The following is a 15,874-nucleotide window of genomic DNA, read 5'->3' on the forward strand; positions in this document are numbered from 1 at the left end:
ACTATATTTTTACCTTTTCTTCTTCAATTTCATTTATTTCAGGTGGATTATTGTTAATAATGGTACCATTTTGATCAGTTGTTAATATTTTAGCTTGTTCATGTAATCACGCCGTTGAACCTGTAATGATAATATTTTCAATGCTTAGATTTGAATAAAATTTTTCAAAAAATTCAAGTAATTGCAATTCACGTATATTTGCTTTCATTTCAATAAAATCTTCAAAATCACTATTAATTTGTTCAGCTTCAACACTATGAATATTTTTAGTACCTAAATCACTAGTATCTGATTTCATAAACCCAAATTTTTTAATTAATGCTATTGTTTTGTCTATTTTTTGAATTAATACTGGTGATTGTGGCAAGCCTTGATATAGTCTAATTAAATCCTGATTATTGTAAAGATTATTTAAACTATTTAGCTTAATAAATCTTTCATCTACATCATCATATCCTTGCTGTACTAATCTTTTTATATCACCGTTTCCACTTGAAAAAATTCAAGGTGCTGATATAAAACTATCACGACTTAAAAGTTTTAAATCATCATCTAGCATTTTAAATCATTCTTTATTTACATTTTTTAAATCAGGGATGCAATTAAATAAATTTTTAAACAATTGATAAGGTATTTTAGTTACTAATTTTGGTTTGTAATTAAAATCTTTAAATATTATTTGCTCTATTTCATTTTCACTTAATTTATTTCTTAAATCATTAACTATTTCGTATTTAAAATCAACTTTAAAATTAGTTAGTTTATATTCTTCAATAATTTGAAAATTATATGACTTAGATTCAAAAAATAACTTAACTTTAAGATATGTTAATTCATTATTAGTTTCAATAAAATCTAATACTTGTCCTACGTTAAAATCATTTCTTAAAGCTGCCACTCCATCTGTATATAAAAACGATTCTAATTTTTGTAAATTAATTAAAATGTTAATTTTATTGTTAAACTTAATTAAATCATTTTTAGTATCATAAATTTTAGGAAACTTAGACCATAATGTTGTTATTGTATTCATTAAGCCATATTTTGTAAATTGTTCAAATGAATTAAACTTAATTTTATTTTGTTTTGGATAATCAGTAGTTAATCTTTCTATTTTTTCATTAGTTTTATTGAATAATTTAATCTTTTCATTAATATCCATTTGAATCCTCACTTTGTAACATATATTGAGTTTTAAATACATATGAACAACTCATTTCAAAAGCATTTATAACATCATAAATTTCACTATTAATTTCTTCGTTTCTTTTTTCTTCATCAAGCATAATAACTTGTTTTTCTAAAAAATTAATCAGTTTAACAGTATCTTTTACAAAATGTATTAATTTATTTTCAAATAAAAACTTTTGTCAATGTTGTCTATCTACAATTCCAAATTTTTGGTTTGGCTTTCTTATAGCTGGTATAGCAATTGAATTTATTTTTGATTTATCTAATAAAATATTTAAGTTTTCTAATGTTGGATTATTATCACTAAATATTACGCTAGTTTTAGAAGCAACAAAATTCTCTTCAATAAATTTATAGTTAGCGTTTTCTTCTACAAAGTTATTTATTTTTTCAACTTCATTAATAACTTTTTTACACATTTCTAAATTTAAATACTTAGTATCTTTAATTTTAGTTTTAATATCTTCAATAAGTTTTAAAACAATAATATCACCGCTTTTACATAAAGCTGTGCACACTAATGAAGCATTATCATGTATTCCGTGATCATATCCTCAAAATACACCTAAAATACAATCAGCTATTAAAAGTTTTTTAAACATAGACATAGAAGTTAACTGAACTATTCCCTTTTTTAAGTTTCCTTCTTCATCGTAAAAAACTTTCTTCATAAAATAGTTCATATTATCAGGAATAAAATTAAAAGCAAATCCTACTACAGTAATAACTCATAGCCTGTAATTTTGTTCTTTTAATTGTTCTAATTGTTTAATTTGAATATTTGACATTGTTCTCTTAGGAACAAAAAATTTTGAATACATTACTACACTTAAACCTAATCCATTCATAAAGTTCTCATCTGTTTTAAATACAAAATGATTCTTAATTAATTCGTTTAAAATTTCCTCATTAGGATTTCCATCTTCATTAATTATTTGAATAACTTTATTATGATAATTTTGTATTAAAAAATGATCTAACGTAAAAATATTGTATAAAAAACTAACATTTATATTAAAGTTATCAGGTGCTAATTCTCTTGTTATTGTGTTCTGTATCAATAACGGCAATTTCTCTTCTTGCTTTTCATATAATTCAACTATCTCATGAGGCAACTTGTTTGTCTCACTAGCATCCTCTAGTGGTTCGTCTATTACTAATTCACCAAATCTAAATTTAGGATTTTGGAGTGTAAAACCTTGGAATGCTTGAATTTTTTCTCAGTTTTGGAAGTAAATGGCTCTACCCTTACCCCCATCGTCATAAGTCCAATAAGCAGCTTCGTTTGTTATATAGATAAATTTTCTATAATCTAGACCGTGTTCTTCTGCTAATAAATTTAGTACCTTCTCTAACGTCGGTCTTAATGTTGTTTTAATGTGATTGTATTGATTTCTACACCAAACACTACAAAAAATTTTTTCATTGACTAATCGATAAATTGTTTCAACCATTCTCCCAAACGATTTACTTACGCCTTTTGCACCACTATAGACTCTATAAAAATCTTTTGATTTAAACATATTATAAGCTGGATTATTATCGTTATCAGTATAATGCAATATTTCTTTAAGTTTTTCTTCTGTAAATTCAGGTATTTCTAAATTTTCATAATAATTAATCATAATTTAAACTTTTACAATTGTATATTCCTGCGCCCAATTAATAAAATCTGATTTGCATTCTTCTGAGCATAAATATTGATTATTTCAAGTTAATTCATTATTTTTAAAAAATATTTTTTCACATACTATACATTTAATTTTTTCATTATTTAACATAATACTTTTCCTTTTTAAATAGTTATTATTAATGTTAATAACAATACTTTTATTATCTTTTTTTAATATATCTTATATATATTTAGTATGTATTTATATAGTATATTCACTTCTTTATATATATTAACACATATATATACTTTAGGTATATATGTGTATATATAAAGAGTGACTATATAAATACTAATATATAATATATTCATATATATACATATATAAGGCAAGCCTTTAAAAGTCTTGCTTTTTTTCTTTTAGAAATCGTTATCAATTTCGCTAAAAGTTAGCTTATTATTTTCAAATAAAAAATTTGATTTTAATAATTGACCATTTCTATTTTTCACTACATCAAATGACTTAATTGTAATGTCTTTATTTATTTGGCTTTGGCTATCATATAAAAACGCTATTATGTCAGCGTCTTGCTCAACTGCTCCAGTACCTTTGATGTCACTAAAAGTTGGTGTTTCTGTTTTTTTAGAATCAACAGTTCTTTTTAATTGTGCTAATAAAACTATGGAAACTTTTTTATGTTTAGCTAATTGTTTTAATGTTTGACTTATATATCCTAGTTTTTCGTGTTCTAATGTAAATTTTAGTTCGGAGTTTAAGATTTGAAAGTAGTCTATAAATACTGACCGTATAATTTTCTTTTCAGATTTAAGACTTGTGATGATTTCACGAATTACATCGACTGTACATAAGTTACCACCAAAGTTATCAAAAATTAATAATTTATAATTTTTTATTTTTTCTAAAGCTTCTTCTTCTGATAAATTAAATTTATTTTGAGTTACAGTTATTAATCTTTCAAAAATTTCTAATTCAGTCATTTCTAAACTTATGAATAAAATATATTCATTTGGATTAAGTTGTTTATCAAAAGAGGAAATTAGATTTATTAGCATTGTTGTTTTTCCGACACCTGGTCTTGCGCCAATAACAAATAATTGACCAGTTTTTATACCGTGTGTAACGGCATTAAATTTTTTGTAATCAGTTAATAACGGCTTGCTATGTTTCATATCCATTTTTGCTTTTTCACGTTTTTTAATTAATTCACTTGTAGTTGATATTTTTAGCATAATACTTTTCCTTTGCTGTAATTGACTAAATAAAATAGGGTCTAATTTTTTTCACCCTTGTACGGTGAAATTTGATTAAAAATATTCAATTTGGGAACATTACCTAAATAAAGTCCCGAAATAAAATCCCTTTATTTATTGATTTCTGATTAATAAGTTTGTATATTTATAACGGTGAAAAATAACGCTTATACTTTGTGGATTCAATACGCGACAAGGACTATTGCTTAATATATTTATAGTTTGTAATACAAACTTAAAATATTAAGCATAGGACTTGGAGCGTTTAAATTAATAAATATAGTGTAATTTGTAATCTTTAAATTTACTAAGTTATTAATCAGAAAAAGAAAACAATTCTTTTAACAATTTACCATTCAAAAAAATAAAAACACCCTTTTAAGGATGTTATTTTTATAAAATACTCATTAGCCATATAATTTATTCCTCTGTCTGTATGTGTAAATCTTCCAGAAACAGTAGTAATCCCTATAGCACTTGTGTCCGGGTTTGAATTATATTCTTCAATTAAATGCAATTCATTGTCAGATAATGTATTTTCATTCAAAGGAATTTCATATGTTCTATAATCGTTATCAGATGCATGAGCTCTTTTATATTTAACTTTTATTTTCGTAAAATTAAGTCTTAACATAGTTTGTATAGTTTCATTTGGTAAAGAAATTTTTAATCTACTTTTAATAGAAATTTTTGAATTATTTTTAGCACCAGAACTTATTAAATTACTATTTTTTAATGTTTCAAAAATTTCGCTTGTTGGTTCTAAACTGTAATCTAAAATATTATTTTTTATTACATTTATAAATCTTGGTGCTCCTTGCATATTAGATAAATAATAATTTTTTTCAATAGTATTATGTCAGTTTGTATCTCTAACATTATATTCATCAAAACCATCTATATCTTGCAAACCTATTTTTATAGCCGGAATAGCATCTCTTTTTTCAAGAGTAGTAGAAATTTCTCTATAAGTAAATGAATCAAAAACAGTTTTTAAATTTATTAATTTTTCTTTTAATGAGCCAACAGGAGAATTAGCTGAAGGTTAATCTGTTTCAGCGCTTTTTGAACCTAATAAAGAAGCAACTTTATTATTTAACTCATTAATTTTAGCAGTTTTTGTAACTTTATTGCTTTCAGCATTATCTATTTTGTCTCATAATGATTTAATTAATCCAGCTGTTATATTACGTCCTTTTTCTGATATTGTTTGATTATCTTGATCAGAGCCTGTTAAAGTATTTAATAACGCCTTATATTTATTCAAAGAAGCTGTTAAATTATTTTTTTCTTCCTCTTTCAATTGATTTGAATTAGTCTTATCAGATATATTTCTTGTAATATCTGAAATTTTAGTTTCTAATTCATTTATTTCAGACTCTAAAGTAGTTTTTTGATTTGATAAATTGCTATTTTCTTGTTCCTTTTCTGAAATTTGCCGATTTGTTTCTACTATTTGATTTTTTAAATTATTTTTTTCGCTTGTTTTATCTCGGATTTCAGAATTTAATGTTTGAAGTTCACTAATTAAATTGTTAATGTTGTCTGTTAATGAATTTAAATCTCTATTTTTTGCTTCTAAATCAGCTTGTAATCTTGTGTTTTCTTCGTTTGATGAATTAATTTCTTGATTTAAACGTTCCTTTTCCTGTTCTAATCTTTCTTTTTCTCTTCTTAAATTTTGTATTTCTATATTTTTATCTGAAACAAGTTGTTCATTTGAAGAAATTTGTTCATTTAATAAAGCTAAAGCAGCTTGTTTTTCTTTAATAGAATCTTTCATTTGGGCTAATTGATTATTTAAATTAGAATTTTCATTTGATAAAGTTGCGTTTGAATCACTTAAATTTTGTATTTCATTATCAATTGTTGAAATTAGTCTTTCTAATTCACTTTTTCTAGTTTCTAATGAATTTTTCTCTTGAGTTTTATTATTAATATTTTCTTCCAAAGAAACAAGTTGAGAATTTAAATTAGATAAAGCATTTCTTAATTCATCTATTTTTTCAATAGTTTTTTCTAATTCTTTTGTTTTTTGATTTAATGTTGATTGTTTTTGATTTAATTCTTCTCTTAATCTTTCGTTTTCAGAATCTGAATTGTTTGTTTCATCAGTCAATTGTTCAATATCTCGTTCTAATTGCTCTTTTTCTTGTTCTAATCTTTCTTTGTTTAAATTTTCTGATTGTAAATCTCTATTTAAATTTTGTAATTCTGTTTGTTTTTGATTAAATAAATTATTAGCTTCATTTAAAGATTCTTGTGCACTTTCTTTTTGTCTTATAGTGTCGCTTAAGTTATCCTCTAATCTTAATTTTTCCTGTTCTAAAGAGTTTTTCCGCTCTTTCTGAGAGTCTAAATTTCTCTCGTTTTCTTCCAAAATAGCTATTTGTTGATTTTTTTCGTCAATTTGATCATTTAATCTATTAATAGCTTCTTCTTTAGATTGCTTTTCTTGTTCTAAAGAGTTTTTTTCACTTTCAACTCTTTGAATTTGTTCTCTTACTTTTGCAATTTCTTCTCTATTTGCTTCTTCATCATGTCTTAGTGTTTCTAATCTATTATTTAATGTTGAAATAGTGCCAACTTTAGTAGCAAGATTAGAATTTGTAGAATTTAGTTCTTCATTTAAACGATTTTTTTCTTGTTCTAATTGTTCTTTTTCTTGTTCTAATCTTTCTAATGATTCTAATTTAGATGTCTCCAAAGCAGCAATTTTATCATGTAAATCTTTAACAATACCTTGCTGTGCAGCTTTTGCTAAATTATCAAAATTAAACTCTTGACTATCTGTTCCTATCAATCTTATTAACATAGATTTATAGTTATCTATTTTTTGTTGTAAAGAAGTATTTTCATTATTTAAAATTCTTAATTCTTCATTTAAACTATTTATTTCCTCATTCTTTTGAGAAAAAGACTCATTTAATTGTTGTAAATCTCTTATTAACTCAGAATTTGTACCTTCCGTTGATAATAAGACTGATTCAAGTTCATTTTTTCTTGTTTCTAAATTCAATTTATTATTTTGTAATTCTTGCAATTCTAATTCTAAATCATGAGCTTGTTGTCTTAAATCATAAACTAAAGAGCCTTCTAACGCTGAAGAGCCATTTTCACCTATTTCATAAGTATCGCTTGTGCCTAAAAGAATATTTAGTTTTTCAACGTATTCTAAATTTTTATTTAAAATGGGTGTTTGTATTGTTTTATGGTTTTCATTAATTCTTCTTATATTTTTAGAAAAATTATCAGACAATAATAAAACTAAATTTTGAACAGTTTGTAAACTATCACTATTTAATGCATTATCTATTTCAATATCATTAGTTATTATTAAATTTGTTAAATTTTTGCCAACATAAGTATCATTAACTATTTTAAAAATTGAATTAGTTTCCTTTTGCTTAAGTAAAACCTCTTTTAACTTTTCAAATAATTTATTTATTGTTAAATTTGTTTGATTTAAAAGATTAATTGTAGATGTTAATTCTGAATTTAAGCTTCTATTTTCTTCTTCAAGTGATTGGATACTTTGGTTTAATTCTGTAACTAAATCTTTATATCTTTTTTCTTCACCAGAATATTTTTGATTTAATACAGCAATTTGAGATTCTAATGTTAAAATTTCTGCTTTATACATTGCAGTCATATATTTTTGTTTTGTAATAATTCTATTTTTTTCTTTTCTTAACTCAATTTCTTCGTTTTTTAATAAATTTAATTCATTTTTTAGCTCTTCTTTTGTGTTTCTATAATAATTAGTTAATTTTTCTAATTCTTCTAATAAATTTGTTTTTGTAATTTTAGCGTTATTTATAAATTTTTTTAATTCTGTTTGTTTTAATAATAATGGATAAAGTAATGATCCTTCATTAACATTTGAAAAATCTAAAATATAATCTTCATTATTTTTAAAAACTTCTTTATCTTCTACACTTTTTCCAGTCAACAATGAAACAACTTGTTTTAATTCATTTAGTTCATTTTCAACATCATCCATTTTATTCTTAATTTCACTTTTTTTGCCATTATTTATTTTTATATCTTTATCTAACAAAAGAATTTTTTGATCTAATTCAGATATTTTTTTATAATCTGTTTCTTTTTCTTTCTTTGAGTACAAAATATGTCAAATAATAGGTGCTGCTATTGCACTTATTGCAAGAGTTGCAGAAACAGTTACTAGAGCTGCTTTTTTATTTTTTGATATCATTTTTCCTACTTTATTTTTACATAAAATTCTAATTAATAAAAAATATATTAATAATATATTTTAAAAAGGGTTATTATATAATTTTATCATATTTAACTAATTTAGTAATTTGTGGAAAAAATGCGGGATAAAAACCATAAATTTAATTTAAAATTTTAATAATAAAAAAGAAACTTTTTCAGTTTCTTTTTTTAACATAAGACAATTTAAATCTTAAATTCACTCGCACACAAATGAATTTAATATTATTCGTGTGAAAGGAGTTATATACTCTTAAGCAACTATCCCTATGGGTATAGTAATCGTTCACATTGGGAACGCATCAAATATATTTTATACTTTTTTTAAAAAAAATATATAATTTTGTTAGTTATTTTAATAAAATGCATACTTTTAAAGGAAAATTATGGAACACAAATGCAATTGCACAAATTGTACATGCGGTGCTAAATGCGACTGCGCTCAAAAATAGTACATTTTATTTTAAAACTGACTATTTGTCAGTTTTTTTATTTTAATAAATAATATTTTGAAATTCTTAATATAAAAGTCTCAATTCACTTGAGACTTGCTAAATTGTAATTTACATCTTTACATGGTAACCAATATAATTTGGTTACCATTTTTATATATTATTTTCAAATATTACTATCGGGTAATCAAAAATACAAGCAGTGGTTCACCACACCTATTTTTAGTGGTTGAAAAAGTACAGCAACGCAGTTTATTATTATTTATTTTTGCTACTTTTTTTAAAAAAGTAGAAATAAAAAAAGAAAAACTTAAGACATTTTCCTTTCTATTTTTTAGTTTTCCAGAATTTATTTCTTGAACCGTTACTTTCTCGTTTTTTATTTTGTCAACTGTAAAGTTTTTCGTTTAATGGTATATTTAGACCAGGCTCTTTTATTTCACAAAGTGCATACATTTCAGAAGCACTTAAGTAACCATGTATTTTTCTTGGAATATTGTTTATTTCTCGTTGAACTTTTAAAATTTCATTATTAGAAATTAAATTAAAATCAGTTTTTTTCTTAAAAAAACGTCTAACATATCCATTAAAATTTTCGTTTGTTCCTCTTTGCTGAGAAGCATAAGGATCTGCCTTATAAATAAAAATTTTTAACTTATATCCAATTATAAAAAGTGAATTAAATTCAAATCCATTATCAGATGTTATTGACTTAACATTTAAATTGTATATTTTTATTAGTTCAAATAATATTAAAGCAATATACCAAGGGTTTTTACTGTCAACTTTTACCAAAATACCATATCTGCTGTATCTTTCGACAAATGATAGAATGTGTGAATGCCCTGCTTTTTGTTTTCCTACAATTAAATCTATTTCCCAATGGCCAAAAGTACTTCTTTCGTTTATTTCTTTTGGTCTTGTTCAAAACGGTCTGACTCATCTAGCACCAACTAATCTTTTATAAGCAGGTCCACCATCCCTTTTTCCGCCTTTTGTGTATTGTTTCCTCAAAATATTTTTTCGCTTTATTACTCATAAATTTGAATTTATCCAGTTATAAACTGTTTTAATGCTTGGTATCTTAAAATTAAAATTATTTTTAATATATAAATGTGTTAGTTCAACGCTAAAAGTTTTTTTGTTATATTTGTTTTTAAACTCTTTAGAGTAGTGTTTATATGAATTCATTTTATTTATAAATTTAAAATGATTTTTTCATTTTTCTCTATTTCTATGCTTTACTTCTGCATATTCAGAGTTATAACCTCAATAATCAGAATTTATTTTTATTTCATTTGAAATAGATTGTCTTGAAATATTTAAAATTTTTGCTATTTCTGAAATAGTTTTTCTTTCAACATTTAAACTAATATCTATAATGCTTCTTATTTTATAATTAATTTTAATATAATTCATTTGCTGTGATCTCAAGTTTTTCTTGGGATTTTTTTATATAAAAAAACACCCTTTTTTAATTTTTGCATAAAAAAGGGTGTCAAGATGTAAATTACAATGTGGCAAGTCTCAATTCACTTGAGACTTTTATAAATAAAATTTAATTATCTTTTTGATTTTCCTCATAGTAAGGAATAATATGAACATGAGTGTGAAAGATAACTTGATCAGCTGCTTTTCCAGTATTTATTAAAGTTTTAAAACCTGGAATACCTTTATCTAAAATTCTTTCTTTTGCTAGTTTTCTAGCAACATTTATCAAGTGTGCAGCAGTTTGATCATCAGCTTCTGTTATATTTTTTGATAATGTTTTTGGAACTACTAGAAAGTGACCTTTTTGTAATGGAAATTTATCGAAAAATGCTATACATATATCATCTTCGTAAATTATCTCTGCTGGTAATTCTCTATTTATTATTTTTAAAAATACATCATTCATATTATTTTTGAACCCAACTTTTATCTTTTAATAAATCATATAATGGTTTAAGTTCTTCATTAATTTTAATTTTAATACCTTGTGCAGCAAAAGAATTGATTGCTGTATCTAATAATGTAGAATCTTTAAAGTAAAACATGTAAGATATTTCATTTAACTTGTCTTTATATATAGTATTTTTGAATGAAAGAACAGTAACTTCTTCTTTTTCATTATCCTTTAATGTAGAAACTTCTTTATCGTAAAATTCTGATTTAGGAAGCATTATTTTGTCATTACCACCAATTGGAACTATTTGATTTATATAAGCTACAATTATTTCAGAATCATTACCATTTTTTGCAACATAAGGACTAACAGCTGTTGTTGCTAAACGATCTAATGTTATTAATCTTGTACCATTATTTGGATCAAAAACACCGTGATATAAATCATCATTTAAGCTATTTTTTAATTCTTCATAATTTCATTGTAATCCATATGAACCAGGATCTTTTTGAAAACCAGAATATCCAGAAAGTTGTTTTTCACTATCTCCATTTGAAGTAATAACTTCTCATTCTTGCAATTTATTATCTTTATCACTTGCTTTTTCAAAATATTCATTAAAGTTTTCTATATTTGAAATTTCTTTAGATCCTTGAATAAAGTAAGAGTCGCTACCAAAAGCAGATGTATCATTACGTTTTCACAATTGAACAAATTTTTGTTCAAGTGCATATTTAACTAAGAAGTAATTTTCTAAGCTATATTTAGCATATTCTGTTCCTGAAGCATATTTAAATGTTTCATTATTAACTTCTTTAAATATTTTTTCAATTTTACTTTTATCATTTATTGCAAAATAAGCTTTTACCAATAACATATTTTGAATTTTTTCTCTAATTTCAGTTTCATAAGAATTTCAAAGTATTTTAAATTGGTCAGCAGTAGGAACAATTGCTGGATCTAATATATTTATTACATTTTTACCTAAAACATTATTTTTGTTTCACTCATTAATTTTATTTGTAAAGTAATATTGATCTTCTTTAATTTTATTATTTGCATAAAATTTAAAAGCTTCATATGAATCTCTAAATAAATTAGATGAAGAATCATTAAAAGTTTTAACAAACTCTTGATCTAAATTAACAAAACCGATTGCATTATTTTCGTAATTAACATTTAGGTTATAAATATCTGATAAAACTATTGTTTTCCAAATATTTTCAACTTTTTTAACATTACTTGAATCACTAAAGTTTTTATCTTGTTTTATTTTTTCAGGAGTTTCTATAATTTGACCACAAGATAAAGCTGTAAAAGCTGCTATTGGAGAAATTAGAGAAAAAGTGTTTATTATTTTATTCTTTTTCATTAGTTTGTTCCTCCTTCATTACTTAAATTAAATAATTTTTGCATAAATTCTACAAGTTTAACAGTTACGCCTTTTGTATCATTGTCATTATTTTTAGCAAAATAAACAACATTATTTATAGTTTTTAAATCTGAATTAATTCCTTCATTTGCTTTTGTTTTTAATGTACTATCTGATGTTTGTGACATAGTAATAAATTTAGCTATACTTGAATATTTTGAAAATCTTTCAGTTATGCCTTTTAATTCCTCAATATCTTTATCAGTATATTTAGCTTCTAGTTTTTCACCAGTTTCTGATTTTGAATATGGATTATTTTTTTCTTTTAAATATGTAATAAATTCTGTATCTTCTAACATTATTTTAAGTTGTTCTTCGCTTGATAATACTGTATTAATTTTATTTAAAACATTATATTTAGCTCCGGATACTGATTTATATCTATTAGAAATAATAAAATCATTTTTTATCATTTCTAAAATATTTTCATAGGTGAAATCAGTTGAAAAATAAAACATTTTAATTCCTTTAGAAGTTAAAATAACTCTTACATTGTCTAAACCAGTTATTTTATATACAGTATTTACTTTTTTGTCGTCAGATGTAAATAATTTTGATAAAGGTTCGACTACTTTAGATTCAAATAATTTTGTTGTAAAACCTGTATCTTTTGTATCATCAGCATCTTTGAAATAATCAAATATTTTTGTATTATATTCAATTATTTTTTTGGTTTTTTCAGCTTCGGTTCCGGTACTTAAATCAGGTTTTGTTATTCCTAAAGCAGTTTCAATTTCTGTTCTTATTTCGTCAAACTTAGCAAAAAGATCTATTTCTTTGATTAAGGATCCATTTTTATCAGCTGAGTCTAAGAGTTGTGGATATATTGCTAATAATTCATATAAATTATCAGGAGTAAATAATTCTTCAATTGTTATTAGTCCATTAGTTCCTCAGTTATTTTTAGTATTTGAATCAGCTTGAGAAAGCAATGTTTGTATAGTTGAATATTCAACAGCTTCTTTTGATAAATCGTAAACTCCGTTATTCATTGGATTATCTATAACTTTTTTAACGTATTCACTAAATGGTTTAAATTTAGTTTTTATTAATTCAGTATTTGAAACAGCAGCATCTAATGAACTAGAAGTTGGTGAGTAATACATATATCTTTTTATCATTTCTTTGTCAAATGCTCATTTACCATCAACTTTATTAGGAACTATGCCCGGCATAACAAATTCACTAATTAAATATGGTTTTTTATTTTTAACAAAGCTCTTAATAAATGGAACAGCTGATTTATAAGAATCATTAAAGACGAAGCTTTCGGTAGCTAATGATAAATATTTTCCATCAGATTCGATAAATTTTGCTAATGAATCATTTGAATGTCATCAAGGGAATACATATTCGCCTGAAGCATTTTTTCTAGTAATTTCTTTTGAAAGATCTTTTGTTGATAATTTAAAACGACGTAATGCATCAGTTTTGATTTTTTCAAAAATTAAATGGTCGACTGCTTCATCAAAACTTTTACTATTCCCATATTGTTCAGTCGCAATTAACTTATTAAATTCTGTTTCTGCGTTTATATTACCATATTGAACTCTTAAATTATTCTGAATGTCGTTTAATTCTTTTGTAAATCTATCTTTTAATTCAGCTATTGTAGGTAATTTATATGTTCTAACATCTGATTCTGAGGCTTCTTTTGAATCATTTCACTTTGTTTCAAATTCTGCTGATGCAACTTGTTCTTTTTCATATAGATAAAAAATCATTTGACGTTCAACTTCATCAAACATTTCTTTGTCATTAGATTTTTCTGCTTTTTTATTAAAGTTTAAATAGTTTTCTATATCTAGTTTAATTGTTTTTCCATCTTTTTCATATGTAATAATTTCTACATTATTATTTAAACCATTATCATATGTTTTTTTATTTGTATTAATAACAATAGGTACAGTTATACCTGTTGCTATTGCAGCAATTAAAGCAGATGAAATAACTATAGCTTTTCAACTTTTTCTTTTTTTAGGAGATTGACCTTGACTATTTTGGTCAGCATTCTTTTTTAAAAGACGTTCGTAAAAACTTTCCTTCTTTTTTTTCATAACGACTCCTTTGTTACATAATTATTATTTAATAATTATATATAAAAATTTAATTTATAATAATGTATGAAATGATAAATAAAGAAATTAACTTAAGCATATTTAAAAGTTTGTTAAACTTTTTAAGTGAACAAAACATTAATTATTCTATTTCTAAATATACTATTGATGCTATAAAAAAGACTGAATCGTCATTTAGTAGAAATGATATTAGAATTACACTATACTATAAAGATTTTTTATTATTAAGCACAAAATATCCAAATTACTTTGTAAGTTTAGAAAATAATATCGAAAAAGACTTATCTCCTTATTTTACAGTAATGAACGAAAAAATTTTCATTGATTTGATTATACCTACTGATGATAAAAAAATATTGAATTTAAGTAAACAAAAAATATATAAATGACTTTTATATTTTGGAAAAAATAAAAGAAATTTTTTCTTATGACTAATTAATTTAAGAAAAAAAAGAGTAAAAATGATTGATTTAATTACTCTTTTTGAAAGCAATAGGTATACTAAAATGCTAGTTACATTTTCATCAGTCAATAATTTTAAAAAATATGATAATTTAGATTTTAATAACATGAAAAAAGTTCAAATTAATAATGAATATTTTCCTGTTTTCAAAGAATTTACTGATTAAAGTTACAAAAAAATTAAAAACGGATTTCAATAAAATTATTTAAATAAATTAAAAATATTCGGTTTGATGCCGAATATTTTTAATTAAATTTTACTTTTTAGTTAATTATCTACAAGAATTTATTTATGATCAAATAAATCTAATTTATCAGGATGAATTGGATTTTTATTTATTTCAATTTTGTCAATTCTACCTTTTACTACATGAACAACTCTATCAGCCATAGCAGCCATTAAAGGATTATGAGAAACCATAACAATTGTTGCTCCAGTTTCTTTGTTTATTTCATAAAGAAGTTTCAAGACAATTCTTGTAGTTGATTCATCTAGCGCACCAGTTGGTTCATCAGCGAAAATTATTTCTGAATTTTTAGCTAATGCACGCATTATAGAAACTCTTTGTTGTTGTCCACCTGACATTTGAGAAGGGAATTTTAACATTTCTTCTTCCATTTCAAATCTTTTAAATAAATCTTCTATATTAACTTTTTTACTCGAATCCTTTTGCAAATATGCTCCAGTATCTACATTATCATAAGCATTTAAATTTGCTAATAAATTATAATTTTGGAAAATAAAACTTACATGTTTTCTTCTAAAAAGAGTTAATTGCGAATCCGATAAATAAGGTAAATTATTGTCACAAACTATTACGTCACCCTTAGAAGGTCTATCAAGCCCACTTATTAAATTTAAAAGTGTTGATTTACCTCCCCCAGATATACCAAATATTAGCATTAATTCACCTTTTTTGACATCCATGGATATATCTTTTAAAACTCTTGTTACAACATTATCATTTACATAATATTTACTTACATTTTTAACTTCTATAACTTTATCTTCTTCATTTTTTAATGAAAAATTATCGTCTTTTTTTCTTTTATACTTATTTATTTTATTAAGTAAACGGTAAATTTTTTTTGAAACAACTATATTCTTATTTTTGCTATTTTTATCCAATAATTCAAAAACATTTTTGGGGGTTAATTTAGTTTCTTTGTTTATTTCAACTGTTTCAAATTGATCTTCGATTCTGTATTCATCAATATTTTTCTTTTTATTAATATTTTTTTTCATAATATCCT

12 protein-coding genes are annotated in these 15,874 nt (G+C 23.7%); 1 reads left to right on the top strand and 11 read right to left on the bottom strand.

Annotated elements, in window-relative coordinates; all coding sequences use genetic code 4:
- Nucleotide 1: 1 nt before the first annotated feature.
- The 10 genes from EXC47_RS02560 to EXC47_RS02600 all read right to left on the bottom strand — a co-directional run bounded on the left by EXC47_RS02560 (nt 2) and on the right by EXC47_RS02600 (nt 14,137).
- Nucleotides 2–1,162: a htpn gene (locus tag EXC47_RS02560; protein WP_129646844.1), complete on the bottom strand. Its 1,161-nt coding sequence runs from the start codon at nt 1,160–1,162 to the stop codon at nt 2–4.
- On the bottom strand, nt 1,152–2,816 hold the full coding sequence (locus tag EXC47_RS02565; RefSeq protein ID WP_129646846.1) for a hypothetical protein: 1,665 nt from the start codon (nt 2,814–2,816) through the stop codon (nt 1,152–1,154). Before EXC47_RS02565 ends, EXC47_RS02560 begins: the two co-directional genes overlap by 11 nt.
- 3 nt (nt 2,817–2,819) lie before the next feature.
- A complete protein-coding gene (locus EXC47_RS03955; protein WP_220096568.1) occupies nt 2,820–2,972 on the bottom strand; it encodes a hypothetical protein in 153 nt (50 codons plus the stop codon).
- A 251-nt stretch (nt 2,973–3,223) separates the two neighbouring features.
- Nucleotides 3,224–4,054 (bottom strand): DnaB-like helicase C-terminal domain-containing protein, encoded by an 831-nt coding sequence (locus EXC47_RS02570; protein ID WP_129646848.1) that lies wholly within the window; start codon nt 4,052–4,054, stop codon nt 3,224–3,226.
- Nucleotides 4,055–4,424: 370 nt separating this feature from the next.
- Nucleotides 4,425–4,985 carry a hypothetical protein gene (locus EXC47_RS02575; protein WP_129646850.1) on the bottom strand — a complete coding sequence of 187 codons (561 nt, stop codon included), beginning with the start codon at nt 4,983–4,985 and terminating at the stop codon, nt 4,425–4,427.
- 135 nt (nt 4,986–5,120) lie between these two features.
- Complete coding sequence (locus EXC47_RS02580; RefSeq protein ID WP_129646852.1) at nt 5,121–8,291, bottom strand: coiled-coil domain-containing protein; 3,171 nt, start codon at nt 8,289–8,291, stop codon at nt 5,121–5,123.
- Between the two features lie 799 nt (nt 8,292–9,090).
- Entirely contained in the window at nt 9,091–10,182 is a 1,092-nt protein-coding gene (locus tag EXC47_RS02585; protein ID WP_129646079.1) for an IS30 family transposase, read from the bottom strand.
- Between the two features lie 139 nt (nt 10,183–10,321).
- Complete coding sequence (gene hinT / locus EXC47_RS02590; protein WP_129646854.1) at nt 10,322–10,660, bottom strand: histidine triad protein HinT; 339 nt, start codon at nt 10,658–10,660, stop codon at nt 10,322–10,324.
- 1 nt (nt 10,661) lies between these two features.
- Nucleotides 10,662–12,020 carry a HinT-interacting membrane complex lipoprotein P60 gene (locus tag EXC47_RS02595; RefSeq protein ID WP_129646856.1) on the bottom strand — a complete coding sequence of 453 codons (1,359 nt, stop codon included), beginning with the start codon at nt 12,018–12,020 and terminating at the stop codon, nt 10,662–10,664.
- The gene (locus tag EXC47_RS02600; RefSeq protein WP_129646858.1) at nt 12,020–14,137 is read right to left on the bottom strand and encodes a HinT-interacting membrane complex protein P80; all 2,118 of its coding nucleotides are present in this window, start codon (nt 14,135–14,137) and stop codon (nt 12,020–12,022) included. Before EXC47_RS02600 ends, EXC47_RS02595 begins: the two co-directional genes overlap by 1 nt.
- Before the next feature lie 71 nt (nt 14,138–14,208).
- Between EXC47_RS02600 and EXC47_RS02605 the strand changes: the two genes are divergently transcribed.
- The gene (locus EXC47_RS02605; RefSeq protein ID WP_129646860.1) at nt 14,209–14,787 is read left to right on the top strand and encodes a hypothetical protein; all 579 of its coding nucleotides are present in this window, start codon (nt 14,209–14,211) and stop codon (nt 14,785–14,787) included.
- 119 nt (nt 14,788–14,906) lie between these two features.
- Here the strand turns inward: EXC47_RS02605 and EXC47_RS02610 are convergent, their stop codons facing one another.
- Nucleotides 14,907–15,866 (bottom strand): ABC transporter ATP-binding protein, encoded by a 960-nt coding sequence (locus EXC47_RS02610; protein ID WP_129646862.1) that lies wholly within the window; start codon nt 15,864–15,866, stop codon nt 14,907–14,909.
- Nucleotides 15,867–15,874: the final 8 nt, after the last annotated feature.

It is taken from the genome of Mycoplasmopsis maculosa, assembly GCF_900660665.1.
In the GTDB taxonomy this organism is placed as follows: domain Bacteria; phylum Bacillota_I; class Bacilli_A; order Mycoplasmatales; family Metamycoplasmataceae; genus Mycoplasmopsis; species Mycoplasmopsis maculosa.